The following is a 26,333-nucleotide window of genomic DNA, read 5'->3' as shown; positions in this document are numbered from 1 at the left end:
GCCCTGTTGTCGCAACCGAAAGAGGGGATCATGGCACCGAGCTTTCGTCCTGGCGCGATTCTGGCGCTATCCTTGGCCGCGATGGCCGTTGCGTTCGCCCTGCCGGCCCAGGCCGGTCCCCTGGTCGATCCCTTCGGCCACACGTCCTACAATCTCAGCGAGTGGGACTGGGGCCTCCTGAAGCAGTCGGTGCGCGAGGTGCTCGAGGGACAGCAGGTGGGCGCTTCCATCGACTGGGACGATCCGCTGACGGGCAAGGCCGGCCGGGCGACGCTGCTCGATGTTTTCACCCGCGACGGCATGCGCTGCGGTCAGGTCGAGCATGTCTTCACCAAAGGCGGCGGACGGGCCTATCAGCTGCCCTTCTGCGAGACGTCCGACGGAAGCTGGAAGATCGCGTTCTAGCTCGCGGACGCGCGGTTCTGGCGCTTCGGCGTCGCGGTGGAACGGCGCACCACCAGATCGGTCGTGAGTTCGACGCGCTGATCGCCGGGCTTGCCCTCGATCGCCGCCAGCAGCATCTCGGTCGCGCGCTTTCCCATGTCGTCCGCCGGCACGCGAACCGTGGTGAGCTGCGGATGCATGTATTGCGAGATCGGCAGGTCGTCGAAGCCCACGATCGACATCTGCTCGGGCACCTTCACCCCGGCCTCCTGGCACTCATACATGGCGCCGATCGCCTGAATGTCATTGGCGCAGAAGACCGCGGTGGGGCGTGATCGGTGGCGCAGGATCGCATGCATGGCGCTGCGTCCCTCGACGAACTCGAAATCGCGCTCGAACACCAGATCGGCTGACACCGGCAGCCCATGGCGGGCCATGCAGGCTTCGAAGGCCTCGCGCCGCGCCAGCGCCCGGTCATTGACATCGGTACGCCCGCAGATGAGCCCGATCCGGCGATGGCCGAGCGCGATCAGATGCTCGACCGCGGCGAAGGTGGCCTTGCGATTGTCGAACGAGACCGAGGGCAAAGCGGGATCGGCGGTCAACTGCCAGGTGACGACGAAGGGCACGCCATTGCGCTTGATCTTCTCATAGGCCGCGGCCGACCGCGCCTCGCCGGTGAGCACCAGACCGTCCACCCGCCGCTCGAGCAGCTTCTGGATCAGCACTTCCTCGCGCGACGGCGAGAACTCCGACACGCCGACCAGCACGCTGTAGCCGTTCTGCTGCGCGACGCGCTGCACCGCCTGCGTCGAGGAGGCATAGATCGAGTTGGTGATGGTGGGGATCAGGAGCCCGATCGTGCGCGAGCGCCGCGAGGCGAGGCCGACCGCGAAACCGTCGAGGATATAATGGTTGCGCTTGATCGCGGCCTGGACGCGCTCGCGTGCCTCCGCGCTGACTTTCTCGGGTTGGTTGAGCGCACGCGAGACGGTCGCGGTCGAGACGCCGGCCTCGGCCGCGATGCGATGGATCGTGACGCTGCCGCCGGGACGCGGACGGCTGCTGCGCTTGGCGCGCCGTTTCGCCTTCGGGTTGCTGTCTGCCATGCGCAATGTCCTATGACGCCGCGTGTCCCATTGCAATGTGGTTGCCGAAATTTCCAGAGGCCTCGCCGAGCGGGTCGGTTGGCCGGATGACGGAGTGCCGTGGACCTCGCCATCGGGATGATTTTTTGTTGCGCTGCGGCAAGGGCCGATGCCGCCCTGCGCTCCCTTCACGAACATTGTTGCGTTTTTTATGTAAACGCTTACAGTCACCTCGGCAACCCGATCCACCGCCGACAAGAATGCGGGGACGGGTTGTGCCTTGAGCGAGGCTCGACCAGGGAGGCTCAAATGTTTCTTGTGCCAGCGCCAAGAAAAACTCGCGTGTGCGCGGGTCCGCTCTCGTTTTCATTGGCCCCGACGAGGTGCGGGTTTCTCGGCCTCGCTTCGGCACGGGGCCCGTTCGTGATCTCGAAATGTAAAGGGTTGCATTCGTGCCGGGTCGGTTGAAGGCCCCGCAGGAGCAAATGGAACATGCGTAGATATGTGAAGAAGGCGCCGCCCAAGGCGCCGCGCGATCTGAGCCGCGTCGAAGAGACGGTGCGCAAGATGCTGGCCGACATCGCGAGCAACCGCGACGAGGCGGTGGCGCGCTATGCGCGCGAGCTCGATCGCTGGCAGGGCAAGGAGTTTCGGGTCTCGGAGGACGAGATCCGCAAGGTGGCGACCAACCTGCCGGAATCCTTCAAGGAGGATTTCGCCTTCTGCAAGCAGCAGGTGACCGACTTCGCGCGCCGCCAGCGCGACAGCATGCAGGAGTTCGAGGTCGAGACCCAGGACGGCATCCGGCTGGGCCAGAAGCATATCCCAGTCGAGGCCGTGGGCTGCTATATCCCCGGCGGCAAATATCCGCTGGTGTCGGCCGCGATCATGAGCGTGGGCACGGCGCGGGTGGCGGGCGTGGGCTATATCACGGCCTGCGCTCCGCCGCGCGACGGCGTCGCGATCTTCCCGCCGACGCTCTACGCGCTCCATGCCTCCGGCGCGGACGAGATCTATGCGCTGGGCGGCGTCCAGGCCATGGCCGCCATGGCCCATGGCTGCGTCGGCATGCGCCCCGTCGACATGATCACCGGCCCCGGCAATGCCTTCGTCGCCGAGGCCAAGCGCCAGCTCTTCGGGGTGGTCGGCCTCGATCTGATGGCGGGTCCGACCGAGATCCTGATCATCGCCGACGACAGCGCCGATCCGGCGCTGATCGCGACCGATCTGCTGGGGCAGGCGGAGCATGGGCCGGACAGCCCTGCCTGGCTCGTCACCACCTCAGATGCCTTGGGCAAGGCGGTGCTCGCCGAGATCGAGAAGCAGCTCGAGACCCTGCCGACCGCCGAGGTCGCCTCGCTCGCCTGGCGCGACCATGGCGAGATCGTCGTGGTGGACAGCGACGAGGAGGCGGTTTCGGTCAGCGACGAATATGCGCCCGAGCATCTCGAGGTGATGACCAAGCGGCTCGACTTCTATCTGTCGAAGCTGCGCAACTATGGCAGCCTCTTCCTCGGCGAGGAATGCACGGTCGCCTATGGCGACAAGGGCGTCGGCACCAATCACACGCTCCCGACCGGCCGCGCCGCCCGCTACACCGGCGGGCTCTGGGCCGGCAAATTCATCAAGACCGTGACCTACCAGCATCTGACACCGGAGGCGAGCCGGCGCATCGCACCGATCATGGGCCGCGTCTGCCATGTCGAGGGCATGCTCGCGCACGAGATCACGGCGGATGTGCGCTACCGCCGCTACGCACCGAAGAATGCCTGACGGGTCCCGGGACAGCGACGGCGAGAGAGAGGAGGCGATGAGATGATCTTCTTTTGGGCAGAAACTCCGGACGGTTGGGGCATTCCCGGCATCCATGGGCCGCTCGCCGAGGACGAGCTCGACGGCTATGTCCAGAGCGGCGTCTATCTCATCCGCGGCAAGGGCGAGAACCTGCTGATCGACAGCGGCAACTGGACGCTGCCCGAGCACAATAACGGCATGGGCGAATTCCTGGTCGATCTGCTCGACAAGGAGAAGAACGCGCTCAAATACATCTTTATCACCCACTTCCATTACGACCATGTCGGCAATGCCGACATGCTGAAGAAGCGCTATGGCGCGGAGGTCGTCTGCCACCCGCTGGACCGCCCGATCATCGAGGATCCGATGATCGTGACGCGGCGCGAGAACATCACCCGACTCGGTACGACACCCGAGGCGCTGCTCGAGGATTTCAACCTGAAGCCGGGGGAGAGCTTCGGCCTCTCCGATCCGGACATCGTCCGCAAATACTGGAACTTCCCGGTCGAGGTCGATCGCGCCGTCGAGGATGGCGACATCCTGGATGTCGGCGGCCTCAAGCTGGAGGTGGTCCATCTTCCAGGCCACTGCCCCGGCCATATCGGCCTGTGGAATCCCAACACCCGCACGCTCTATCCGGGCGACCTGATGCATTACCCGACGCCGCTGGGACCCTTCCCGATCGGTAATGCGAAGGACCATTCGCACTCGATCCAGCGCTGCATCGATTACGCGCCCGAGCTTCTGCTCGAGGGCCATGGCCTTTCCGCCTATTCGAAGGACAGCTCGCTGCGGCGCATGAAGCACATGCAGATGCAGCAGCGCGATACCCAGAACCGGGTGCTGTTCGTGCTGCGCCGCGAGAAGCGGCCGGTCACCATCCCTGAGCTCCTGCCGGAAGTCATGCCGGTCAAGACCGATCTCAACTACACGGTCTCGACCGGCATCGGCGAGCGGCACTGCTATGCCGAGGCCTGCATCCAGACTCATCTGCTCTGGCTGATCGAGCAGGGCAAGGCGGAGCGCATCCGCGAAGAGGGCAAGATCAAGTTCGTCGCCAAACAATAACGACGCCAGCAGCGCCAGAAACCCGGGAGAATCCGACCATGGCCAAGCGACTCAATCCCAAGCTGTTTCCCGACTACACCCAGAAGAAGGTCGTCGACGGTACGATGGAGCGACTCGATCTCCATGGCGTGTCGCGTCGTCAGTTCCTGTCCTTCGCCTCGGCCAGCGCCATCGCCGCGGCGACGGCGGCCAGTGTCGGCATCCCGTCCATCGCGGTCGCCGATCCGAGCGGCAAGATCGCGCATCTGATCATGACGCTGCAGCTGGAGTATTGCGCCAATGCCGATGTCGGCGCCCACGGGGCCGCCGACGCGCTGGGCCTCGGGTTCGCCTCCTTCGACGGGCAGCTCGATTCCGAACGCCAGCTCAATCAGTTCGAGCAGCAGATCGCGGCGGGCGTCAACGGCGTGATGCTGCATGCCCCGGGGGGCGGATCGATCAAGCGCATCGCCCAGCTCGCCAACGAGAACAAGATCTGGTTTGACAACACCTGGGGCACGCTGCCCTGGTTCACCCCCTTCGAGGCCGGCGACTACTACACGATGTATGCGGTGCCCGAGGAATTCTCGGCCGAGCGCGCCGTGACCGTCGAAGTCTGCAAGGCGATCATGGACAAGTTCGGCGGCGGCACCGTCGTGGGCGTGACCGGCATCGAGGGCAACTCGACCGACACCATCCGCAGCCGCGGCCGCGACGATGCCTTCAAGGATTTCCCGAAGATCAAGTTCGCGGGCTCGCTGCCCGGCAAGTGGAACCGCGAGGATTCGCAGAAGGCGATGGAGGACCTGATCTCGCGCTATCCCAATATCGTCGGCGTGATCGCGCAGAACGACGACGTGGCCGATGGCTGCATGGCGGCCCTTCGGGCCGCCGGCATGCAACCGGGCAAGGATGTGTTTCTCTCGGGCGCCGACGGCACCACGGGCGGTGCCGAAGCGATCAAGCAGGGAAAACTCCTGACCACCAGCGCCAACGTGCCCGCCTATATGGGAGCCCTTCTCGCGACGCGCCTCTACGACGTGATGAATGGCTGGAAGCCGCGCGCCTCCGAACGGATGATGAGCTGGCGGTCGGTCGCCATGACCAAGGACAATGTCGATGCCTATCTCACGCGCTATGTGAACAATGGCGACGTGGCGCCCTTCGACTACGAGAAGCTGTCGAAGGTGAAGCATCCCAACGATTGGGATCCGCAGGCGGAACTGTTCCCGATGGACATCGACCGCGAGTGGGGCGGCATCCCGAAGCCCGACGGCTGGGACTATCCCGCCGCCTATCGCGACGCCCACGCCAACGGCGAGGCCAAGGCGGTCCAGGAAGAATACAAGGCGCATTACAAGATCGACTTCTTCGGCCCCTCGCCGATGAAGAAGGCCTGATCGGGTCGGGACGGCGGCGGATCGGACCATGGGCAATGAACCAGCCTCGCGTCTGTCCGCCGCCGGCCCTGTCCGGCTTGCGCGCCGTCCTCCCTCCGCCATGACCGAAAGCGCGATCCTTCGGGTCGAGAACGTCAGCAAGAGCTTTGCCGGTGTGACCACGCTCGACTCGGTCAGTCTCTCGGCCGCGCGCAACCAGATCGTGGGGATCGTCGGCGAGAACGGTGCCGGCAAGACGACACTCTTCAATATCATCTCCGGTATCATCCCGGCCGACGGCGGCCGCGTCGCGCTCGACGGCCGCGAGATCCATCCGGCCAATTATCGCGAAGCCTCGCTCTTGGGAATCTCCCGCGTGTTCCAGGAGCAGGCGCTGATCCCCAACATCGCCGTCTACGAGAATCTCCTTCTGGCGCACGAGGATCGTTTCGTGCGCTGGGGCCAGCTCATCGATACGCGGCGCATGATCGAGGTGGCCGAGCGCATCGTCTCGACCATCGGCCTCGATATCGACGTGCGCCGGCCCACCAGCGACTACGACTTCTCGGTCCGCCAGACGATCGAGATCGCGCGTGCCTGCCTGGTGCCGCAGATGGTGCTGGGGATCGAGCATCCGGTCATCCTGCTGGACGAGCCGACCTCGGCGCTCGCGCGCAACGAGGAGGAGGCCTTCTTCAAGCTGATCGCCGGGCTGAAGCAGCATGGGACGGTGCTGTTCGTCTCGCATCGCCTGAACGAGGTCTTGAGGATCAGCGACGTCATCTATGTGATGAAGGACGGCCGCATCGTCGCCGAGGTCGACCCCGCCGGCGCCGACGAGCGCAAGCTCCATGGCCTGATGGTCGGGCGCGCCCGCGACGAGGATTACTACCACGAGCGCGGCCGGCAGTCCGTCGAGGCGGCCGCACCCGCCTTGCGGGTCGAGCATCTCTCCCGCCGCGGCGATTATCTCGACATCTCCCTCACCCTGCGCCAGGGCGAAGTGCTGGGAATCGGCGGCCTGCTCGATTCCGGCAAGTCGGCGTTGGGCAAAGGCATCGCCGGCGTGCTGGCCTCGGACCAGGGCACGGTCGCGATCGGCGACCGGACGCCCGCCCGCCCGGAACTGCGCCGGCTGATGGCGCAGGGCTTCGGCTATGTGCCGGCCGAACGCCATGCCGAGGGCATGATCACCGCCTTTCCGGTCTCCTGGAACATCTCGCTCGCCAGTGGGAGCGATCTCTTCAGTTCCGAGGTCGGTTACTGGCGCGGGCGTCTCGAAAACAGCGTCAGCCGCAGCTTCATCGAGCGGCTGCGGATCAAGGCCAATGGCCCGGGCAGCATCTGCAGCCGGCTTTCGGGCGGCAATCAGCAGAAGGTCGTGCTGGCCAAATGGCTCTGCCGCGATCCGCGAGTCCTGGTGCTGGACAACCCGACGCGCGGCGTCGATGCCGGCGCCAAGGAGGAGATCTACGCCCTCATCCGCAAGCTCACGGCCGAGGGTGTGGCGGTGCTGCTGATTACGGACGAGCTGCTCGAGCTGATCGGGCTTTCCAATCGAATCGCCATCATGAGCCAAGGCCGGATCACGGCGACGGTGCCGGCCCCGGTCGGCGCGAAACCGACCGAGGATGCGCTGGTGGCATTGATGCTGGGCTATGAGGCCAACCGGACCGAGGCCCTGCCCGACGCGCTGCCACGGGGGACCTTGCATTGAACGTCGAACGCAAGCGCCCGCCCGCCAGCTCGCAGCAACAGGCGCTGACGGCGAAGCTCGTCCTGTGGCTGCCGGTCGCGGTCGTGCTGGCGCTGATCGTCTTCTTCTCGGTCACGACCGATTCCTTCCTCAGCCTGCGCAACCTGACGGCCATATCGGGCCAGATGAGCGTGCTGCTGCTGGCCTGCCTCGGCGCCACCTTCGTCATCCTGATGGGCAGCATCGACCTCTCGGTCGGCGCCATCGTGCTGCTGGTGGGCTCGATCACCGTTCTCCTGATCAATGCGCTCGATCTGGGCATCGGCGCCGTCCCGCTCGCTGTCATCATCGGCATGCTGCTGGGACTGCTGAACGGGCTGATCTTCGCCTATGGCTCGATCCCGTCCTTCGTCGTGACGCTGGGTAGCCTCTCGGTCTTCACCGGCCTTGCCTGGAACCTGCTACAGGGCCGGGCGTTGCGGTTCGATTCCACGGCCTTCGAGAATCTCGCGATCGGCCAGGCGATCCCCTACGTTTCCAACATCGCGCTCTTTGCGCTGGTGGCCTGGGCGGTCTCGGTCTTCGTCTGCTTCCGCACCCGTTTTGGCCGCTACATGTATGTGATCGGCGGCGGCGAGGCGGTGGCGCGGACCTCGGGCGTGCCGGTGCGTCGCTACAAGATCTATGCTTTCACCTTGTCGGGCGCGATGGCGGGCCTGGGCGGCGCCTTGGGCGTCGCGCGGCTGGGCGCCGCCGGCCCGACATTGGGCTCGGAACTGCTGCTCAACAGCCTCGCCGCCATCGTCGTCGGCGGCACGTCGCTCTCGGGCGGTGTGGGCGGGCTGCAACGGACCCTGATCGGCGTGCTCATCATCACGCTGCTCGACAACGGCCTCAATCTCCTCGGCGTCAATCAATACACGCAGATGGTCATCAAGGGGATCGTCGTCATCGGTGCGGTCCTGATCAGCCAGGATCGCAGCAAGCTCGTCGTGATGAAGTAGCAGAACAAGAAAATGGCCTTCGATATGCGCAAGAAGAACGCCTGACCAAGAAGATCAGACAACGCAAAGCACAGGGACAGCGGAACAAGTGAGGGAGCAACATGTTTAAGAATCTGAATCAACTGTCATCCACCCGGCGGCGTTTCCTGCAGGGAGCGGCGGCGGTCGCCGGCTCGGCTCTGCTGCCGAGCTATGTGATGCGGCCCCGGTCCGCGAACGCGGGCCTGCCGCTCGCCTCGGTCGATACCGACGCGGCGGCGGCGGCCAAGAAGCTCGCGGCCGGCCGTGACATCACGCTCAAGATCCTCGAGCCCTCGGGCTCGCTCGGCAACGTCAAGCCGGTCGCGGAAGTCTGGACGGCCAAGACCGGCATCAAGGTCGAGTACATCGAAGTGCCGCTGGGCGAGATCAATCAGAAGATGCTGCTGGAGGCGGTGGCCAAGACCGGCGCCTTCGATCTGGCGCTGCCGGCGACCTTCGGCCTTCCCGACCTGGTCGAATCCGGCATCCTGACCAACCTCGACAAATACGCCGCCAAGTACCAGCCCGACGGCTTCCAGGCCGACGCGCTCTATTCGATCGGCGATTTCTACAAGGGCAGCTTCTACGGCTACCAGACCGACGGCGACACCTATCTGATGTTCTATCTCAAGGATTGGCTGGAGAATCCGGAGGAGCAGAAGGCCTTCGCCGACGCCAACGGCTACGCGCTCAAGGTGCCCGACACCTGGGAAGAGCTCGACGCGCAGCTGAAGCATTTCCACCGTCCCGACAAGGGCCAGTATGGCGGCGCCCTGTTCCGGACCCAGTATTTCATCGCCTGGGAATGGTGGGTGCGCTTCCACGCCAAGGGCTTCTATCCGCTCGACGACAACATGAACCCGCAGATCAACAACGACGCCGGCGTGAAGGCGCTCGAGGAGCTGGTCGCGGCGTCGCAATATCTCTATCCGGGGGCCCGCACCAACGGCCTGTTCGAGAATTTCGAGGCCTATGGCAAGGGCGACAGCTTCGCCAATATCGGCTGGGGCGGCACGCAGAAATACCTCAACAGCGACAAATCCAGCGTCAAGGGCAAGCTCGCCTTCGGCTTCACCCCCGGCGGCAACGTCAAGGGCAAGCTCCTGAAGACCCCCTATTTCAACTGGGGTTGGAACTATGTCGTCTCCAGCGTGTCGAAGGAGCCGGAAATCGCCTATCTCTTCACCCTCTTCGCCACCAGCCCGGTCGAATCGATCGTCGCGGTGCGCGATCCGGACGGCTATTTCGATCCCTTCCGGGCCTCGCAGTACAGCGATCCGGAGATCATCAAATCCTACTCGGAGGAGTTCCTGACGGTGCATGAGGCCAGCATGCGCGACAGCATCCCCGACCTCTATCTCAAGGGGCAGGGCGAGTATTTCGACGCCCTCCGGGTCGCGATCCAGGACGTCGATGTCGGCAAGCAGAAGCCCAAGGCGGCCCTCGACGACGTCGCCAACACCTGGAACCGCATCACCCGGCGCGCCGGCAAGGCCGGCCAGCAGGAGCAGTGGCGCTTCCTCAAGGGCCTCTATCCCCGCGACATCCGCGGCGAGCTGACCTGATCGATCGAGCCCATGGTTCCGGCGGGCAGGGGTGTTCCTGTCCGCCGGACCACCCTAGACTGACCGGGCCATGACCTCCGAGACCGCTGATCCCGCGACGACGTCGCCGGTGCGTCGGACGCGAACGTTGATTCCCTTCAACGTCGCGCTCGTGCTGCCGGCGCAGCTCACCATGCTCGCCGTGGTGCTGGCGCCGACCCTGATCGCCATCTGGCTCAGCCTGACCGACTGGCAGCCGACCAACGGCACGCCCTGGTACGAGGCCGAGTTCTACTGGTTCTGGAACTTCAACGACCTCTGGTTCGACAGCCGCTTCATCAGCTCGCTCTGGCGCACGGCCCTCGTCGTCGTCGTCGCCATCGGCTTCGAGCTCGTCATCGCGCTGGGGCTGGCGCTGCTGTTCCTCGACGAATGGCCCTGGCGCAAGCTCGCGGTCAGCATCCTGATTCTGCCGATGATGATCGTGCCGGTGGACGCGGCCAACGCCTTCTTCATGCTGTTCAACGATCGCGGGCCGATAAACCATCTGATCGGACTCGTGGCCGGCACCGATTTCCAGTTCTCCTGGCTGTCCGATCCCGACTGGGCGCTGGCGCCGATCATCGCCTGCGAGGTCTGGCAATGGACGCCGCTCATGTTCCTGCTGCTGCTGACCGGTCTCATGAACCTGCTGCAGAACCAGGTGCGTGCGGCGCTCGCCCTGGGCGCCTCGCCGGTGCGGATCTTCTTCCGCATCATGCTGCCGCTGCTGATGCCCGTGATCCTGGTGGCGTTGCTGATCCGCAGCATCGAGACCTTCAAGATCTTCGACGCCGTCTACATCCTGACACGCGGTGGCCCGGGTTCGTCGACCGAGACCATCTCGATGTATATGTATAATGGTGCCTTCGTCTTCTTCCGCATCGGCTATATCGCAGCGGCGGGCCTGATCGTTCTCGTGCTGGTGATCTCGCTCTGCCTGGCGCTGGCCAAACCCCTGAAGCGTCATCATGGCTAAGGCAAAGATGGCGGGGAAAACTCCCGCAGGACCCAGACTGCTGCGCCGTACCGCCGTGGCGCTGGCCATGCTGATCAGCTTCTTCCCGATCTTCTGGCTGGTCTCGACCTCCTTCAAGCCGCAGGAGGAATGGGCCGCCTATCCGCCGGTCTGGGTCTCGGACAATCCGACCCTGCAGAACTACCGCATCGTCTTCGCGCCCGACGCGGCGCGCGCCTTCGCCGCCACCGAATCCGGTTCGCTCGACTACAAGGTCTCGACCAGCGCCTGGAAGGCCTTCGGCGATTCCGCGATCATCTCGATCTCGGCCACGATCCTCTCCGTGCTGTTCGGCACGCTCGCGGCCTATTCGATCTCGCGCTACCGCACCGGCGGCGACAACTATCCCTTCCAGTTCCTGACCATCCGCATGTTCCCCCCGATCGCGGTGGTGGTCCCGATGGTGGTGGTGTTCTCGTTCCTGCGCCTCTCCGACACCTTCCCGGGGCTGATCATCGCCTATACGGCCTTCACGCTGCCGTTCTCGATCTGGATGATTCGCAGCTTCATCGACGAGGTGCCGGTCGAGATCGAGGGCGCCGCCATGCTTTATGGCATGGGACCGCTGCGTGCCTTCCTCACCGTGACCCTGCCGCTGGTCAAGGGTGGGATCATGGCGACGGCGCTCTTCGTCTTCATCCTCAACTGGTCGGAGTTCCTGTTCGCCCTGACCCTGACGCAGGGGCAGATCATGACCGTCACCGTCCAGGTGGCGAATTATGTCTCGGCCAGCTCGGGCAAGCTTTATGGCGTGCAGGCGGCGATGGGCACGATCTCGACCCTGCCGGTGATTCTGTTCGGCTATCTGATCCAGAATCACCTGGTGCGCGGCCTCTCCTTCGGCGCCGTGAAGCGGTAGGGCAGGGACGCGGCCATGACGCCCAAGCTCGAACTGCGCGATCTCGAGAAACGCTTCGACGAGGTCGAGGCGGTGAAGCGCCTGTCGCTCTCGCTCGATCAGGGCGAGTTCGTCTCGCTGCTGGGCCCCTCGGGCTGCGGCAAATCCACGACCTTGGCCATGGTGGCCGGGTTCGAGACGCCGACCGCAGGCTCGATCCTGGTGGACGGGCAGTCGGTCGAGGCCCTGCCGCCGCAACGCCGGCGCATCGGGCTGGTGTTCCAGGACTATGCCGTCTTCAGCAAGCTCTCGGTGCGCTCCAACCTCGCCTTCGGACTCGAGGCCAAGGGCGTGCCGTCGGCAGTGCGCGCCAAGGCCGTGAAGGCCATGGCCGAGCGGCTCGACCTGACCGGCCTGCTCGACCGGCGCGGAGACCGGCTCAATATGAGCGAGATGCAGCGGGTCGCGATCGGCCGCGTGCTGGTGACCGAGCCGCAGCTGGTCCTGCTCGACGAGCCCATGTCCAATCTCGATGCGTCGCTCAGAGCCAGCCTGCGCGGCGAGATGAAGCTGATCCAGAAGCAGCTGCGCCAGACCATCCTCTATGTGACGCACGACCAGGTTGAGGCCATGAGCATGTCTGACCGGATCGCCGTCATGAGCATGGGCGAGCTGCAGCAGATCGGGAGTCCCGAGGAGATCTATCGCCGGCCGCGCAACCGCTTCGTCGCGGAGTTCATCGGCGACCCGCCCATCAATCTCATCCCTTGCGAGGTGCAGACGAACGGCGACCAGGTGGCCGTGACCACCGCCGGTCATCGCAACCTGGTTCTGGGTCGGGGCCGGGCGACCGCCGGCCGGCATTGGCTGGGACTCCGGCCGCATGACATCCGGATCGCCCCCGCCGCCGACGCCGGGGCGGGCTCGTTCCCGGTGCGCTTCCTGGAAACCCTGGGCGCGGAGGAAGTGCTGCATATCGACTATGGCGGGCAGCTGCTGCAGGCGGTGACGCCGACCGGCGCCGTGCGCGAGGGCGACCGCGTCGCGCTTCGGTTCGATCTCACGCGGGCGCTGCTGATCGACGCCGGGACCGACATCGTCCTGCCGCTCGAGCCCCTCGAGGCCGCGGCATGAGCGCCTTGTCGATCCAGGGCCTGACCAAGCGCTTCGACAAGGTGACGGCGCTGGCCGATGTCAGCTTTGAGGTAAAGCCCGGCGAGTTCATCTGCGTGGTCGGCCCCACCAATGCCGGCAAATCGACCCTGCTCAAGACCGTCGCCGGACTGGTTCGGCCCGACGAGGGACGCATTCTCGCCAATGGCCGCGACCTGGTGAACACGGCGCCCAAGGATCGCGGTGTCAGCCTGCTGTTCCAGAACATCGCGCTGTTCCCGACCATGACCGGCTACGAGAACATCGCCTTCCCGTTGACGGCGCCGGGCGACGGCGGTCCCACGATCGATCAGCGGGTGCGCGAGGTCGCGGCGCTGCTCAAGGTCGGGCATGTGCTGAACCGCTATCCCCGGACCTTCTCCGGCGGCGAGCAGCAGCGCGTGGCGATCGGGCGCGCCATCATCAAGCCGACCGACCTGCTGCTGCTGGACGAGCCGCTCTCCAATCTCGATGCCCGCATCCGCATCGCGCTCAGGATCGAGTTCAAGAAGCTGCATCGCGAGCGCCGGCAGACGATCCTCTATGTCACCCATGACCAGACCGAGGCGATGAGCCTCTCGGACCGGATCGTGGTGCTGAACGAGGGCCGGATCCAGCAGATCGGCACGCCGCAGGAGATCTACGACCGGCCCGCCAACCTCTTCGTGGCGCGCTTCATCGGCACGCCGCCCATGAACATCCTCGACGCCGAGGTGACGAGCGAGGGCGGCGGCGCGGTCGTGACGGGCACCGGCTTCAGGCTGGCGCTGGGTGATCTGGGACCGGGCGTGACGGCCCTGCCGCGCCAGATCGGATTGGGCCTGCGCGCGGAAGACATCCGGGTGGCGGTCGCCGAGAGCCGCGACACGCCCTTTCCGGCCGAGATCGTCTGGGCCGAGCATCTGGGCCCGAAGACCATCCTCGATCTGCGCCTCGGCGCCAAGGTGCTGAAGGCGGTCATTGCCGACGGACATCCGGTCAAGGGCGAGGGCCGGGCCTGGCTCGGCTTCACGCCCAAGCCGCATCATCTGCTCAATCGCGAGACGGGCCTGTTCCTGCGCTGAAGCAGGGAAGGCCAGGGACAAAGACAGGCAACAGGGAGGCCATCATGGCGAAGGGTCACTCACATAAGCACGGGCACGGTCATGCTCACGCACCGGTGGTGCGCGGCGGCCCGGCCAACAAGCTGCCGGGGAAATTCGACTACGGCGCCTTCTCGAAGGATCTCGATCTGTCGCCGTCCCGCAGCCTCGAGGCCGTCATCGCCATGACGCCCGAGGAGATGGCCAAGGCCTCGCGGCCGGTGACCAGCGCCTATAACGAGCTCCTCGCCTTGGCGGGCAGCCTCGAGGATGTCGGCTATCGCCGGCTCATGACCGAATGCGTCGCCGCACCCAAGGTCACCTTCCTCGAGATGTATCCCAGCGACGACGACCGCAAGAAGCTGTTCAAGGAGATGGTCCGGCTCGGATTCTTCAACAAGGAAGATCATGCCGACGAGGTCTTCCCGCAAGGCCATATGACGCCGCAGACCTATCTGACGGCGCCCTCGAGCCATAACGACTTCTACAACGCCCATCCGGGCGGGCTCGCCATGACCGTCGCCTACAACATCCGCATGGCGGACTCCTACACCCATCACTATCGCCAGGCGCTGGGGCTGCCCCTCAACCGCGACCTGCCGGCGGCGGCCCTCTGCGTCCATGAATATCCGAAGGTCTGGCTCTATCAGTGGCTCAAGGACGGTTCCTGGCTGGAGGAGCCGCGCACCGTCTATGACGATACCTGGCATGCGCACTGCATCTATGTGACGGCCGAGCTGATGCACCGCCGTTTCGATTCGCGCATCGTGCTGGCCATGGCCGCCGCCCACCAGCTCTCGGCGCTGGGCGCCTCGATGGACGGCAAGAAGGTGATCTGCAACTGGGTCGGGCTCGAGCGCGTCGCCCATTTCATCAAGGCGGCCGCGGTCATGGCGCAGGTCGACCCGGTCGAATACGGCCTCTTGGAGAAGAAGGGCAAGGATCTCGTGCTGCCGCCGGTGACGGGCGAGCAGTGGGTCACGCATCTGGCCGACATGAACTGGCCCTACACCATGGGGGCCGCTCATCTCTATACCTACCCGATGCTCAAGCAGATCGCCGAGGAAGAGTACGGCCTCTCGTCGCGCGATCTCGGCGGACGTCCCTTCAATCAGTTCAAGAACTACATCTGGTCGCAGCTGGGCCAGATCCCGCTCTACGAGGTGTGGGTCCGCGAGGGCGAGCCCGCCGCCCGCAAGGTGGTGAAGCGGCTGGTGTCGAAGCGGTGAGGTTGGAATCGCCGATGGGCTGCCGGATCGCGAGTGGGCCTACCCCTCCCCCTACCCCCTCCCGCAAGGGGAGCAGGACTGTCCGGGGAACGGACTCAAGGGATTCAAACGACTCATTTTTATTGTTCTAAGTCTCGCACGCCCACGGATCACGTCTAATCCATATGCGCCAACACTTTGATACGATTCATGAAAACTTTCCCCGGACACTCCTGCAAGGGGAGGGGGCTTGGATTTTTCCTGTCCCTTCACTGGGTGTGTCAGGGAGAAGCGGGGCGTGATGTCAAAAGTGAACCCGCCCCCTCCCCTTGCGGGAGGGGGTAGGGGGAGGGGTGACGCGCGATGCTCATCAACCTCGCGTCTCGCTGATCGATGACCGCGGATAGCAGGAGCTCAACACCCACCATGGCCAGCCCACCCGTCACCAAGGAAGCCGCGCTCGCCTTCGGGCGCGACGTCTATTACGGCCATGGCAAGATCGAGATCCTGCCCAAGGTCGCGGTCCATTCGCTGCAGGACATGGCCGTCGCCTATACGCCGGGCGTCGGCCACGCCGTGCGCGAGGTGCAGGCGCGGCCCGAGGCGCTGTCGGAGCTGACCGCCAAGGATAATCTGGTCGCCATCGTCACCGACGGCACGGCGGTGCTGGGGTTCGGCAATGCCGGCCCCCGCGCCGCGCTGCCGGTGATGGAGGGCAAGGCGACCATGTTCAAGCTGCTGGCGGGGATCGACTGTTTCCCGCTCTGTATCCAGGCGCGCGACGCAGCACATCTGATCGACATCCTCGAGGCGCTGGAGCCCGGCTTCGGCGGCTACAACATCGAGGATGTGGCGGCGCCCGCCTGTTTCGAGGTGGTGCGCCAGCTCGAGCAGCGCGTCGCCATTCCGGCGATGCATGACGACCAATACGGCACCGCAACCGTGATCGCCGCGGGCCTCATCAATGCGCTGAAGGTGACGGGCCGCGCGGCCGGCGATATCCGCGTGGTGGTGAACGGCATCGGCGCCGCCGGCACCGCCACCATCGATATGCTCCAGGCGCTGGGCGTGGGCGAGATCACGGCTCATGACAAGGCCGGGATCATCTATCGCGGCGGCGACTATCCGCACGAACATTGGCGGCGCATGGCCGAGACCACCAACCGCGACCGTCTCCAGGGCGATCTCGCCACCGCCATGCGCGGCGCCGATGTCTTCATCGGCGTCTCGGTCGCAAATCAGGTGACGCCCGAGATGGTGCGCTCGATGGCGCGCGGACCCATCGTGTTCGGGCTGGCCAATCCGGAACCCGAGATCCGCCCGGACGCGGCGCTCGCAGCCGGCGCCGCCATCGTCGCCAGCGGCCGTTTCGATTTCCCCAATCACTGCAACAATGTGCTGGCCTTCCCGGCCCTGATGCGCGCCGCGCTCGATACCAAGACCCGGCGCGTCAGCCGCGAGATGTGCCTCGCGGCCTCGCGCGCCATTGCCGCCGAGGTGCCGGATGCGGAGCTGGCGCCCGACCTGATCTTGCCGAGCCCGCTCTCCGCCACGCTCTATCCGAACGTGGCGGAAGCCGTGGCGCGCGAAGCCGTGAAGCAGGGACTCGCGCGGGTCGATCCCGGCGTCGGCGCGGTTGCCGCTAAGACCGCGCATCTGCGCCGGCTCGTGCAGGAGCGGCAGCGCTCGCTGCCCGCGCACCCTCCGGGGGCTGCCGCTCCGTAATCGGCGCGTTCGGGCCCGGTCGCGGCAATATGCCGGCTTGCCCGAACCCTCCGACAGGCCGACTGTCCCGGCCTTATGCCATTGTCCCGCGCGCCACGCTTCGGTCGACTCTGTGGATGGGTCCTGCTGGCGGCGTTCCTCGTCGTGGGGCCGATGCCCGGCGCCGCCCGTGCTTCCGAGCCTGGCGCGCGGAGCTTCCTGGCGCAAGCCGCTCCCTCGGCCGAAGCCCAGGCGTTGAACGAAGCACTTCGCCAATTGTTGGCGGACAAGGCGAGATCGCTGTCCGCTCTCGGGTTGGGGGAGATGGCTTCGCTCGAGGCTTTCTATGCCAGTCGCCAGGACGAGCCCGTCTGGGTCACCACATCGGGGCTGAGCCCGCTTGGCAATATTCTGCGGGAACGGCTTCGCCGGGTTGCACCGGTCGCCTCGCTGGGGCTCGAAGCGCCGCTCGAGGCCGACGATGCGCGGGCGCAGCGCCTCGATCCGCAAGGCCTGGCCGAGCGCGACGTGATTCTGAGCGCGGCGTTCCTGAAAGGCGCCATCGATCCGAAGGCACCGGAGGAATCGCCGCCGGATGCGCGGCTGTTGCGCGACTTGTCGGTCGCTGCCGACCCTCGAGCCGTTCTCGAGCGCGACCTGCCGGTGGAACCCGCTTTCTGGCGGCTGCGTGCCGCCGCTGCCGGCTATCGCGAGCTCGCGGCGGCCGGTGGCTGGCCCGCGGTTCCCGAAGGACCGAAGCTGGCACTCGGCGACCGCGATATCCGCGTCGAGGCGCTGCGAAGTCGACTCTCGGCGTCCGGCGATCTCGATCCCAGTTTTGCCTCCTCGGATGTCTTCGACGGGGCCTTGGATGAGGCGGTGCGGCGCTTTCAGAGGCGCCACGGGCTCGACGAAGATGGCGTCGTCGGCAAGGCCACGCTCGCCGCGCTCAATCTGCCGATCGAGACGCGGATCCAGACTCTCGCCATCAACCTCGTCCGCCTGCTGGATCCGCCACGCGATTGGGGCCCGCGCTATATCGCCGTCAATACGGCCGCCGCCAGCTATCGTCTGGTCGATAACGGCGTGACCCTGTTCGAGCAGCCCGCAGTCGTCGGCCGGCCCAGTTGGCCGACGCCGCGGCTGGACGGTCTGATGACGGCGCTCGAGTTCAATCCCTATTGGAACGTCCCGCCGCGGATCGCGAGGCTCGAGATCTGGCCCAAGATTCATACGGACCCCGGCTATCTGGCCCGGAACGACATGCGCCTCGTCGACGGGATGATTCGCCAGGACCCGGGCCCCAAGAACCCGCTGGGGGTGGTGAAGTTCGTTTTCCCGAACCGCTATGACGTCTATCTGCACGACACCAACAATCCCTCCCTGTTTGGCCGGGCCGATCGGCATCTGAGCCATGGCTGCATCCGCGTTCCGAACGCGCGCGATCTTGCGACATACCTCCTGCAGGCCGATCCGAGCTGGACGGGCGAGCGCGTGACGGCGGCGATCGAAGCGGGTCGCAATCTGCGGGTCATCCTGCCAAGGCCGATTGCCGTGCATCTCGTCTATGACACGGCTTGGATTGCCCCGGATGGGACCGTGGAATTTCGAGACGACGTCTATCGCCGCGATGCCGCATTGAGCCCGCAAGCCGCGAACCCCGAAGTGGCGTTAGCCCGGTCGGCCTGCCCGAACCAATCCTAGCGGTTACCCTCGGAACGCACCCGTTTTCGCGCCAACATGCCTGCGCCCTGCGCATAGCGCGCCGGGCCTGTCCTATGACGAAAACGCAACATTCGTGATTCGGTTCTGTGACCAATCCGGAACCGACCGCGGCACTCTTCGTTGTGTCATTCGGGGGCGGTGTTCCGTTTGCGCAGAAATCGCCTGGCCGGGCCTTGCAACGGCCTCGAGCCGGCTCGATCTGTGAGGGGCCGCCGCTGCCGGTCTGCGGCGAGAAATCGATCAAATGAGGAGAGGATCAATGGCTTTCAAACTTCCCGATCTGCCCTATGCGAAGGACGCCCTGGCGCCGCATATGTCCGCGGAGACGCTCGAGTTCCACCATGGCAAGCATCACAAGGCCTATGTCGACAAGCTGAACGAGCTCATCGCCGGCACCGAGTTCGAAGGGCTGTCGCTCGAGGACATCATCGTCAAGACGCACGGCGTCAAGAAGCATCAGAAGATCTTCAACAATGCCGGGCAGCATTGGAACCATTCCCAGTTCTGGACGGCGATGAAGCCGAAGGGCGGCGGGAAGATCCCGGCCAGCCTCGAGAAGCGCATCGTCGCCGATCTCGGCAGCGTCGAGGAATTCAAGAAGAACTTCACCCAGGAAGGCGTCGATCAGTTCGGCAGCGGCTGGGTCTGGCTGGTCGAGGCCGACGGCAAGCTGCAGGTCACCAAGACCGCGAATGCCGAGAATCCTCTGCCTGAAGGCCAGCGCATGATCCTCGTCTGCGATGTCTGGGAACATGCCTATTACATCGACTACCGCAACGAGCGTCCGAAGTTCCTCAAGACCTTCATCGAAAGCCTGGTCGATTGGGACGCGGCCGCGGCCCGTCTCGAAGACAAGTCTTTCGATGCGAAGGCGAAGAAATCCGCCGGCCGCTCGGCGGCCTGATCCGCCTTTCGACGCGATACCGGCGCCCGTGCGAGCGCCTCCGCCGAAGAGCGGAGGCGTTCCCGCGGGCGCTGCTTCAATTCGGGATGCGTTGCGTCATGCCGCCGTCGACAACGAGATTGGCACCGGTGACGAAGCTCGCGGCGGGGCTCGCCGCGAACAGCACCATGTTCGCGATCTCCTCGGGCGTGGCCATCCGCCCCAGCGGGTTCGCCTTGATGGTCTCGGCGAAGGTCTGCGGCTCCTCTTCCTCGACCTTGTGCCAGTAGCCACCCTTGAAGTAGGTCGTGCCGGGACTGACCACATTGGCGCGAATGCCGTGGGGTGCGAGATGGCGCGACACCGACTTCATGTAGAACTGCAGTGCCGCCTTCAGCGATCCGTAGGAGGACGAGTCATAGCCGTAATCCTCCGAACCTGAGATCGAGGCGATCGCCACGATGGCCCCGGCCTTGGAGCGCTTGAGATAGGGGATCGCCGCCTCGACCGCGTTCACGGTGTGCATCAGATCGATCTCGAAGGCGGTGCGGAAGGCCTCCGGCGTGACGCCATGGGCAAGGCCGCTGGCATTGGCGACCAGGATGTCGATGCCGCCCAGCTCCTTGGCGCTGGCCTCGACCCAGCCGATCAGGGCCTCGCGATCGCGCACATCGATCGCCTTGCCGAACACCTGGGCGCCGCCGCGGGAAAGCTCGCGGACGCTGGCCTCGACCGCGCGGGCATCGCGGGCGCAGATGGCGACGTCGCATCGCTCCGAGAGGAGACCCCGCGCGATCGCATTTCCGATGCCGCGTGTGGCGCCGGTCACGAGTGCCTTTTTGCCGGTCAAATGAAGATCCATGGGTCATCTCTCCTGTTCGATGCCTCGCCCCGGGCGAAGACATCGGCGAATGGATGACCAACCTAGACGCTGCCGCGAGGGTCCGTCCAGGTCAGACAGCTCGCGCGGGTCGTCGGCCCCCAAGACCGACGATCCCGCGCGAGCCCGGGTCAGGCCGGCCGGATGTTCTGGTTCAGCCGGAACAGATTGTCGGGGTCATAGCGGCGCTTGATCCCCGCCAGGCGGTGATAATTCACGCCATAGGCGAGCTCGACGCGATCGGTCTCGTCCTCGGGCATGAAGTTGACATAGACGCTGCCCGCCGCATGCGGTGCCGTGGCGGCCGACAGTTTGCGCGCCCAGTCGACGCAACGGTCGTCCTGGCTCTCGTCGCGCCAGCGCGTATGGACGTTCATGATGAAATGCGACTGGCGCTGCGGATAGGCGGTCGCGTCGGGCTTCACCCGGGCCATGGCGCCGCCGACATGGGCGATGAAGATCTCGCATTCGTCGCCCGGCAGCCGGCCGGCGGCCGTCACCACGGTCTCGATCGCGGCATCGCTCAAGCCCACGAAGTCATGACTCTTCCAGTAATTGCGCGCCCCCGGCGTCAGCAGCGGATCGAAAGCCGCCTGCCAGCCAACGAAGGGATGCGGCCCCACGACATCGGCGATCGGTTTGCCCAACGCACGGAAGGGAGCGACGGCCTTCTCGCCCGCCGCCATGTCGCCCGCATAGCAGAGCGCGAATATCAGGATTTCGCGGCCGTGCCATTCCTTCGGGATGAAGGGCAAAGGCGGTGCCTTGCGCATGACGGCCCAGCAGGTCAGCTCGTCCGGCGCCTCCGCGACCAGACGACGATAGTTCTTCAGCAGCGCGTTCGCCTGGTCCAGCGGATGGACCAGCAATCCTGACATCACCTGCGGATCCAGCTTATGCAACGCGAACTCGAAGGCGGTCACCACGCCGAAATTACCGCCACCGCCACGAACGGCCCAGAAGAGGTCGGGGTTCTCGCTGCTGCTGGCGTGGACCAGGGTGCCCTCGGCCGTGACCAGGTCGGCCGAGACCAGATTGTCGATCGTCATGCCGAACTTGCGCGTGGTCCAGCCGAAGCCGCCGCCCAGCGTGAGCCCGGCGATGCCGGTGGTGGAATTGATGCCGGTCGGGACCACGAGGCTGAAGGCCTGCGTCTCGCGATCGACGTCGCCCAGCGTGGCGCCGGGCTCGACGATGGCGCGCTGCGTCGACGGATTCACCCGCACCGATTTCATGAGCGAGAGATCCAGCATCAGCCCCTGATCGCAGACGGCATTGCCGGCGATGTTATGGCCGCCGCCGCGCACGGCCAGCGGCAGATGATGCTCTTTCGCGAAACGAATCGCCTGGATGACGTCAGCGGCCCCGAGCGCACGCAGGATGACGGTGGGCCGCCGGTCCACCGATGCGTTCCAGATCTTGCGGGCTTCGTCATAGCCCGGGTCGTTCGCCGTCAGCAGGCTGCCTCTGATGCGGCCGCGAAGCGCACCGATATCGGCGTCGCTCAGGGACGACGAATGGGCAGCGGCCGTTGGTTTTGCGGTGTGGTTCATCTGATCTTCCTCTCGATGTCCGATGCCACCGGGAATTTCCGGCGGCGTCGGGCACCATCCTCATCAATTGGGAGGATCGGGCCTAGTGCAGGAACTGAACCACCGGGCCAGCGCCGCTCCCGCAGAGTCGCGCGCCGCTCTTCGGTGGCGATTCCCGATGGGCGACGGAAAATAAGGGCCAAGCCGGTACCGGTTCGGATTCGAACCATAACATTAACGATATGATATATAACGGTAAAATAATTTCACACCATCGGATGCGGCAGAGGCCATGTTCGATTCAGAATATATACTGGAGAGATGAACGGCGCAGGTCTAGGTTCCTAGCCCGCCGAGACAAGGAGGATCGTCATGCCGTCGAACAACCGAGTGGAACCCGAAGGCACCGCCAGTTACGGGCAGTTCTGCCCGGTGGCCATGGCCGCCGAGATCGTCTGCACCCGTTGGACAGTGTTGCTGTTGCGCGAGTTCATGGCGGGCAGCACGCGGTTCAACGAGCTGCGTCGCGGCGTGCCGCGCATGTCGCCGGCGCTGCTCTCCAAACGGCTGAAGGAGCTGCAGCAGGCCGGCATCATCGAGCATCGGCGCGGCGGCTTGGGGGAGGAACCGGCTTATCACCTGACACCGGCCGGCCAGGATCTGCGCGACGTCGTCTGGGCGATGGGGCATTGGGGGCAGCGCTGGGTCGATGCGCAGCTGTCGCTCAAGAATCTCGATCCTTCCCTCCTGATGTGGGACATGCGGCGTAATCTCGATCCCACGCCGCTGCCGCCGCGCCGGGCCACCATCCAGATCCAGTATCCCGAGCTGCCCGCGGCGCGCCGCTATTGGTGGCTTCTTGTGGACAAGGGCGAGGTCGATCTCTGCTCCGCCGATCCCGGCTACGATGTCGATCTCTATGTCGTCTCCGATCTCAAGACGATGACGTCCATCTGGATGGGGCTCGTGTCCGTTCAGAACGAGGTCGATGCGGGCCGGCTGCTGCTGACCGGAGACTCGATGCTGCAGCGCTCGATGCAGCGCTGGCTGGGCCTGAGTCCCTTCGCCAAGGAGAGAAAGCTCGCCGCGGCCTGACAGCGGCCGCATCTCACCGCAGCGCGTCGATCGCGTTGCTGAAGAGCGCGAAAAGCGAGCGTTCATGGCCCGCGATCCAGGGATCGGGCCAGCAGCCCCAATGCACGATCACGACCCGCTCCCTCGGATTGATGTAGAGGAACTGGCCGAAGATGCCGATGCCGGTGAAGGCGCCGCCATGGTTGGCCATGGATTTGCGGCCCTTCGGGAACGACCACCATTGATAGCCATAGCCGAGCGGCCAGCCCTGCTCGATCTTGCCATAATCGTTCTGGGGTGAATCGATGCGCGGATGCGAGGCTTCCGCGACCCAGCCTTCCGGCAGGATGCGCTCGCCGCCGGCGATACCGTCCGAGAGGATGAAGAGCCCGAAGCGGCCATAGTCCCGCAGCGTGAAATTGCAGGCGCCGCCGCCGCTCTCCTGACCGTTCGCCGATTCCAGGCACCAGAAGCCATCTGATTCCATGCCGAAGCGCGTCCAGATCCGTTCGGAGAGATAGTCCGAAAGCCGCCGGCCGGTCGCGGCATGGACGATCTCTCCCAGGAGATGGGTCTCTCCGGTCTTGTATTGGAACTTGATTCCCGGCTCGGCGACGCGCGGCAGGCTGCGCATGACCTCGAGGATGCCGCCCGCGCGCTGATGCTGGATCGCGTCATACATGCGCGCGAACACGGACTGTCCGTCGCGATAGGCTTCCTCCCAGAACACGCCCGAGCACATCTGCAGGAGATGGCGGATCGTGGTCCCGTCGTAGGCCGAGCCCCGGAGGATCGGCAGATAGTCGGTGACCGGGTCCTCGACCGATCCGATATGTCCCTGATGGATCGCGGCCCCGATCAGGGTCGAGACCACCGACTTGCCGACCGAGTAGGAGTACCAGCGCGAGCTCTCGTCGGTGCCGAGCCGGTAGCTCTCATGCGCGATCCTGCCGTCTTTCAGGATCAGCAGCCCGGCCGTCCGGGTCGCCTCCATGAATTCCTCGAGCCCGACCGTCCGGCGCTGGAACGGAACCGTCAGATCGAGCGCGCGGGAATGACGCGGGAGAGACTGGATTCCTGTCCCGCGTTTAATGATTCGCGTGGGGAAATATCGGTCCCGGTTGCGATTGACCACCGGCTGCTCCTCCGGGGTCATGTTCATGATGCGCGCGAATTCCATTTGGAATCTCCGTGGCCTGGCCGCCAGCCTAACGAGCCGCGGCAGCCCGCGTCCAGGCGGCTGCGCGTCCGATCGCGAAGCTTTCCGAATCGGTCGCCATATTAATTCGATGCCAACATCGCCGGCACCGGTTGGCCTCGGCGATCCCGCTCGCCATAACTAGCCCGCGAGACGCCGCAGGACGCGGCAGCGATGAGCGAGGCAGGTGACGGTGTCGGGCAGTTGGCGCGGGTTCTTCAGGGACCTCTGGATATTGGCACGGCCCTATTGGTTCTCCGAAGATCGCTGGCCTGCCCGAGGTCTGCTCACCGTGATCGTCGGCATGAATCTGGGGCTCGTCTATCTGAACGTCGTGTTCAACTCCTGGAACAACCTGTTCTACAACGCGCTGCAGGACAAGAATTTCGACGCGTTCCTGCATCAGCTGTTCCGGTTCTGCTGGCTCGCCGTCATCTTCATCGTGATCGCGGTCTACCGAACCTATCTGCGCCAGATGCTGCAGATCCGCTGGCGGCGCTGGATGACCGAGCGCTTCCTCAAGGACTGGCTGACCAACCAGGCCTATTACCGGCTGCAGTTCCATGGCTCCGGCACGGACAACCCGGACCAGCGCATCGCCGAGGATCTCAATTCCTTCGTCGACCAGACTCTCCTGATCTCGCTCGATCTGCTGAGCAATGTCGTGAACCTGGTGTCCTTCCTTGGGATCCTCTGGGCGCTGTCCGGCAGCTTCGCGATCGCGCTGGGCGGGCACAATATCGAGATCCCCGGCTACATGGTCTGGGTCGCCCTGGTCTATTCCGCCGTGGGCACTTGGCTGGTGCATAAGATCGGGCGTCCGCTGGTGCGCGTGAATTTCAACATGCAGCGGTTCGAGGCCGACTTCCGATACTCCCTGGTGCGATTGCGCGAGAACGCGGAAGGCGTCGCTCTCTATGGAGGTGAGGCCGACGAGGCGAGGGGCTTCGGCTCCCGGTTCGGCGCCATCATCGGCAATTGGCGCCAGGTCATGCGCTATACCAAGCGCCTCACCTGGTTCACGGCGGGCTTCGGCCAGATTGCCACCGTCTTTCCGATCATCGTCGCGGCCCCGCGCTATTTCGCGGGGACTATCCAGCTGGGCGGCCTCATGCAGACCGCCTCGGCCTTCGGCCAGGTGCAGGGGTCGATGAGCTGGTTTGTCGATGCCTACTCGACCTTGGCCGAATGGAAGGCCACCGTGGATCGGCTGATCGGCTTCACGAACGCGATGACGCAGGCCCATGCCGCGAGCTCGGGGATCGACCGGCAGCGGACGCCGATGCCGGCGATCGCGATCGAGAAGACGGAGATCCGCCTCCCCGACGATCGTCCTCTGATCTCGGCCGCGAGCCTCTTCATCGAACCCGGACAATCGGTGCTGATCACCGGGCCCTCCGGTTCGGGCAAGAGCACCTTGTTCCGCGTCCTGGGCGGCCTCTGGCCGTTCGGGAGCGGTGCCGTTTCGATGCCGGCAGGGGCCAAGCTCCTGTTTCTTCCGCAGCGGCCCTATCTGCCGCTGGGCCCGCTGCGGGACGTCGTCACCTATCCCGGGCTTGCCGGACCGACCGACGAAGAGGCGATCGAGAAGGCGCTGACCGACTGCGAGCTCGGCCACCTCGTCGCCCGGCTCGACGAAAGCGCCAACTGGGCGCAGCGGCTCTCGCCCGGCGAGCAGCAGCGTCTCGCCTTCGCGCGGGCCTTGCTGCAGAAGCCCGACTGGCTGTTCCTCGACGAGGCTTGCGCGGCGCTCGACGAAGCCAGCGAGACGGCGCTCTATCGCCTGCTCCGGCAGCGATTGCCGAACACGACGCTGGTGAGCATCGCCCATCGGGGCGTGTTGGCCGGATTCCATGACCGGCGCTTCGAAATCAGGCAAGGTAACGATGGAATCGGTCGGATCGCCGAGCTTCCGGCATCCGCCGAAGGGCCTGCCAAAATCTCCGCCTGACGCTTCTTCGGGGCGCGCGGGGCTTGTCGCAGCCAGGACAAGGATGGCGGGGCGGCGTTCAAAACGAACGAAAAACGAACTTTATTGGCTTT

21 protein-coding genes are annotated in these 26,333 nt (G+C 65.2%); 17 read left to right on the top strand and 4 right to left on the bottom strand.

What is annotated here, in order from left to right:
* Nucleotides 1–30 precede the first annotated feature (30 nt).
* Nucleotides 31–405, top strand: coding sequence for a hypothetical protein (locus FRZ44_RS21890; protein WP_151179174.1), 375 nt, complete (start codon nt 31–33; stop codon nt 403–405).
* On the opposite strand, the gene FRZ44_RS21885 is transcribed toward FRZ44_RS21890, so the two are convergent.
* Complete coding sequence (locus FRZ44_RS21885; protein ID WP_191908240.1) at nt 402–1,493, bottom strand: LacI family DNA-binding transcriptional regulator; 1,092 nt, start codon at nt 1,491–1,493, stop codon at nt 402–404. The genes FRZ44_RS21890 and FRZ44_RS21885 overlap by 4 nt on opposite strands.
* Nucleotides 1,494–1,964: 471 nt before the next feature.
* Here FRZ44_RS21885 and hisD point away from each other — a divergent pair, with 471 nt between their 5' ends.
* The 14 genes from hisD (at nt 1,965) to FRZ44_RS21815 (ending at nt 19,627) form a co-directional block, all read left to right on the top strand.
* Complete coding sequence (gene hisD, locus FRZ44_RS21880) at nt 1,965–3,245, top strand: histidinol dehydrogenase (RefSeq protein ID WP_151179172.1); 1,281 nt, start codon at nt 1,965–1,967, stop codon at nt 3,243–3,245.
* Between the two features lie 42 nt (nt 3,246–3,287).
* On the top strand, nt 3,288–4,334 hold the full coding sequence (locus tag FRZ44_RS21875; protein WP_151179171.1) for an MBL fold metallo-hydrolase: 1,047 nt from the start codon (nt 3,288–3,290) through the stop codon (nt 4,332–4,334).
* 38 nt (nt 4,335–4,372) lie between these two features.
* A complete protein-coding gene (locus FRZ44_RS21870) occupies nt 4,373–5,713 on the top strand; it encodes a sugar ABC transporter substrate-binding protein (protein WP_151179170.1) in 1,341 nt (446 codons plus the stop codon).
* Between the two features lie 28 nt (nt 5,714–5,741).
* Entirely contained in the window at nt 5,742–7,409 is a 1,668-nt protein-coding gene (locus tag FRZ44_RS21865) for a sugar ABC transporter ATP-binding protein (protein WP_151179169.1), read from the top strand.
* Nucleotides 7,406–8,392 carry an ABC transporter permease gene (locus tag FRZ44_RS21860; RefSeq protein WP_151179168.1) on the top strand — a complete coding sequence of 329 codons (987 nt, stop codon included), beginning with the start codon at nt 7,406–7,408 and terminating at the stop codon, nt 8,390–8,392. The genes FRZ44_RS21865 and FRZ44_RS21860 overlap by 4 nt, the downstream gene beginning before the upstream one ends.
* Before the next feature lie 101 nt (nt 8,393–8,493).
* On the top strand, nt 8,494–9,978 hold the full coding sequence (locus tag FRZ44_RS21855) for an extracellular solute-binding protein (RefSeq protein WP_191908239.1): 1,485 nt from the start codon (nt 8,494–8,496) through the stop codon (nt 9,976–9,978).
* Nucleotides 9,979–10,048: 70 nt separating this feature from the next.
* The gene (locus FRZ44_RS21850; protein ID WP_151179167.1) at nt 10,049–10,975 is read left to right on the top strand and encodes a carbohydrate ABC transporter permease; all 927 of its coding nucleotides are present in this window, start codon (nt 10,049–10,051) and stop codon (nt 10,973–10,975) included.
* Complete coding sequence (locus FRZ44_RS21845) at nt 10,968–11,873, top strand: carbohydrate ABC transporter permease (RefSeq protein WP_225308391.1); 906 nt, start codon at nt 10,968–10,970, stop codon at nt 11,871–11,873. Before FRZ44_RS21850 ends, FRZ44_RS21845 begins: the two co-directional genes overlap by 8 nt.
* A 15-nt stretch (nt 11,874–11,888) precedes the next feature.
* The gene (locus FRZ44_RS21840; RefSeq protein ID WP_151179166.1) at nt 11,889–12,986 is read left to right on the top strand and encodes an ABC transporter ATP-binding protein; all 1,098 of its coding nucleotides are present in this window, start codon (nt 11,889–11,891) and stop codon (nt 12,984–12,986) included.
* Nucleotides 12,983–14,068, top strand: a complete 1,086-nt coding sequence (locus tag FRZ44_RS21835; RefSeq protein WP_151179165.1) for an ABC transporter ATP-binding protein — start codon at nt 12,983–12,985, stop codon at nt 14,066–14,068. The genes FRZ44_RS21840 and FRZ44_RS21835 overlap by 4 nt, the downstream gene beginning before the upstream one ends.
* A 44-nt stretch (nt 14,069–14,112) precedes the next feature.
* Nucleotides 14,113–15,315: a hypothetical protein gene (locus FRZ44_RS21830; protein WP_151179164.1), complete on the top strand. Its 1,203-nt coding sequence runs from the start codon at nt 14,113–14,115 to the stop codon at nt 15,313–15,315.
* A 405-nt stretch (nt 15,316–15,720) separates the two neighbouring features.
* Nucleotides 15,721–17,019, top strand: a complete 1,299-nt coding sequence (locus FRZ44_RS21825) for an NAD(P)-dependent malic enzyme (RefSeq protein WP_151179163.1) — start codon at nt 15,721–15,723, stop codon at nt 17,017–17,019.
* Nucleotides 17,020–17,322: 303 nt separating this feature from the next.
* Nucleotides 17,323–18,702 carry a L,D-transpeptidase family protein gene (locus FRZ44_RS21820; RefSeq protein ID WP_191908238.1) on the top strand — a complete coding sequence of 460 codons (1,380 nt, stop codon included), beginning with the start codon at nt 17,323–17,325 and terminating at the stop codon, nt 18,700–18,702.
* 280 nt (nt 18,703–18,982) lie between these two features.
* Nucleotides 18,983–19,627, top strand: a complete 645-nt coding sequence (locus FRZ44_RS21815) for a superoxide dismutase (RefSeq protein WP_151179161.1) — start codon at nt 18,983–18,985, stop codon at nt 19,625–19,627.
* A gap of 76 nt (nt 19,628–19,703) precedes the next feature.
* Here FRZ44_RS21815 and FRZ44_RS21810 read toward each other — a convergent pair whose 3' ends face one another.
* Both FRZ44_RS21810 and FRZ44_RS21805 read right to left on the bottom strand, forming a co-directional pair.
* Complete coding sequence (locus FRZ44_RS21810; RefSeq protein ID WP_151179160.1) at nt 19,704–20,468, bottom strand: SDR family NAD(P)-dependent oxidoreductase; 765 nt, start codon at nt 20,466–20,468, stop codon at nt 19,704–19,706.
* A 149-nt stretch (nt 20,469–20,617) separates the two neighbouring features.
* The gene (locus tag FRZ44_RS21805; RefSeq protein WP_151179159.1) at nt 20,618–22,039 is read right to left on the bottom strand and encodes an FAD-binding oxidoreductase; all 1,422 of its coding nucleotides are present in this window, start codon (nt 22,037–22,039) and stop codon (nt 20,618–20,620) included.
* 351 nt (nt 22,040–22,390) lie between these two features.
* Here FRZ44_RS21805 and FRZ44_RS21800 point away from each other — a divergent pair, with 351 nt between their 5' ends.
* Complete coding sequence (locus FRZ44_RS21800) at nt 22,391–23,113, top strand: winged helix-turn-helix transcriptional regulator (protein WP_151179158.1); 723 nt, start codon at nt 22,391–22,393, stop codon at nt 23,111–23,113.
* Between the two features lie 13 nt (nt 23,114–23,126).
* Here the strand turns inward: FRZ44_RS21800 and FRZ44_RS21795 are convergent, their stop codons facing one another.
* Nucleotides 23,127–24,272 (bottom strand): serine hydrolase domain-containing protein, encoded by a 1,146-nt coding sequence (locus FRZ44_RS21795; RefSeq protein WP_151179157.1) that lies wholly within the window; start codon nt 24,270–24,272, stop codon nt 23,127–23,129.
* 253 nt (nt 24,273–24,525) lie between these two features.
* Between FRZ44_RS21795 and FRZ44_RS21790 the strand changes: the two genes are divergently transcribed.
* Complete coding sequence (locus tag FRZ44_RS21790; protein ID WP_225308390.1) at nt 24,526–26,241, top strand: ABC transporter ATP-binding protein/permease; 1,716 nt, start codon at nt 24,526–24,528, stop codon at nt 26,239–26,241.
* The last annotated feature ends 92 nt before the right edge of the window (nt 26,242–26,333 follow it).

It is taken from the genome of Hypericibacter terrae (assembly GCF_008728855.1).
Classification (GTDB): domain Bacteria; phylum Pseudomonadota; class Alphaproteobacteria; order Dongiales; family Dongiaceae; genus Hypericibacter; species Hypericibacter terrae.
Note: the sequence above shows the minus strand (reverse complement) of the source record. Positions and strands in the feature narration are given on the sequence as shown.

Coding starts and splice junctions, on each gene's coding strand:
- FRZ44_RS21875 (WP_151179171.1), top strand. CDS start 3,288: ATGATCTTCTTTTGGGCAGAAACTCCGGACGGTTGGGGCATTCCCGGC.
- FRZ44_RS21885 (WP_191908240.1), bottom strand. CDS start 1,493: ATGGCAGACAGCAACCCGAAGGCGAAACGGCGCGCCAAGCGCAGCAGC.
- FRZ44_RS21850 (WP_151179167.1), top strand. CDS start 10,049: ATGACCTCCGAGACCGCTGATCCCGCGACGACGTCGCCGGTGCGTCGG.
- FRZ44_RS21870 (WP_151179170.1), top strand. CDS start 4,373: ATGGCCAAGCGACTCAATCCCAAGCTGTTTCCCGACTACACCCAGAAG.
- FRZ44_RS21805 (WP_151179159.1), bottom strand. CDS start 22,039: ATGAACCACACCGCAAAACCAACGGCCGCTGCCCATTCGTCGTCCCTG.
- FRZ44_RS21890 (WP_151179174.1), top strand. CDS start 31: ATGGCACCGAGCTTTCGTCCTGGCGCGATTCTGGCGCTATCCTTGGCC.
- FRZ44_RS21830 (WP_151179164.1), top strand. CDS start 14,113: ATGGCGAAGGGTCACTCACATAAGCACGGGCACGGTCATGCTCACGCA.
- FRZ44_RS21845 (WP_225308391.1), top strand. CDS start 10,968: ATGGCTAAGGCAAAGATGGCGGGGAAAACTCCCGCAGGACCCAGACTG.
- hisD (WP_151179172.1), top strand. CDS start 1,965: ATGCGTAGATATGTGAAGAAGGCGCCGCCCAAGGCGCCGCGCGATCTG.
- FRZ44_RS21815 (WP_151179161.1), top strand. CDS start 18,983: ATGGCTTTCAAACTTCCCGATCTGCCCTATGCGAAGGACGCCCTGGCG.
- FRZ44_RS21795 (WP_151179157.1), bottom strand. CDS start 24,272: ATGGAATTCGCGCGCATCATGAACATGACCCCGGAGGAGCAGCCGGTG.
- FRZ44_RS21800 (WP_151179158.1), top strand. CDS start 22,391: ATGCCGTCGAACAACCGAGTGGAACCCGAAGGCACCGCCAGTTACGGG.
- FRZ44_RS21835 (WP_151179165.1), top strand. CDS start 12,983: ATGAGCGCCTTGTCGATCCAGGGCCTGACCAAGCGCTTCGACAAGGTG.
- FRZ44_RS21825 (WP_151179163.1), top strand. CDS start 15,721: ATGGCCAGCCCACCCGTCACCAAGGAAGCCGCGCTCGCCTTCGGGCGC.
- FRZ44_RS21855 (WP_191908239.1), top strand. CDS start 8,494: ATGTTTAAGAATCTGAATCAACTGTCATCCACCCGGCGGCGTTTCCTG.
- FRZ44_RS21865 (WP_151179169.1), top strand. CDS start 5,742: ATGGGCAATGAACCAGCCTCGCGTCTGTCCGCCGCCGGCCCTGTCCGG.
- FRZ44_RS21810 (WP_151179160.1), bottom strand. CDS start 20,468: ATGGATCTTCATTTGACCGGCAAAAAGGCACTCGTGACCGGCGCCACA.
- FRZ44_RS21820 (WP_191908238.1), top strand. CDS start 17,323: ATGGCTTCGCTCGAGGCTTTCTATGCCAGTCGCCAGGACGAGCCCGTC.
- FRZ44_RS21840 (WP_151179166.1), top strand. CDS start 11,889: ATGACGCCCAAGCTCGAACTGCGCGATCTCGAGAAACGCTTCGACGAG.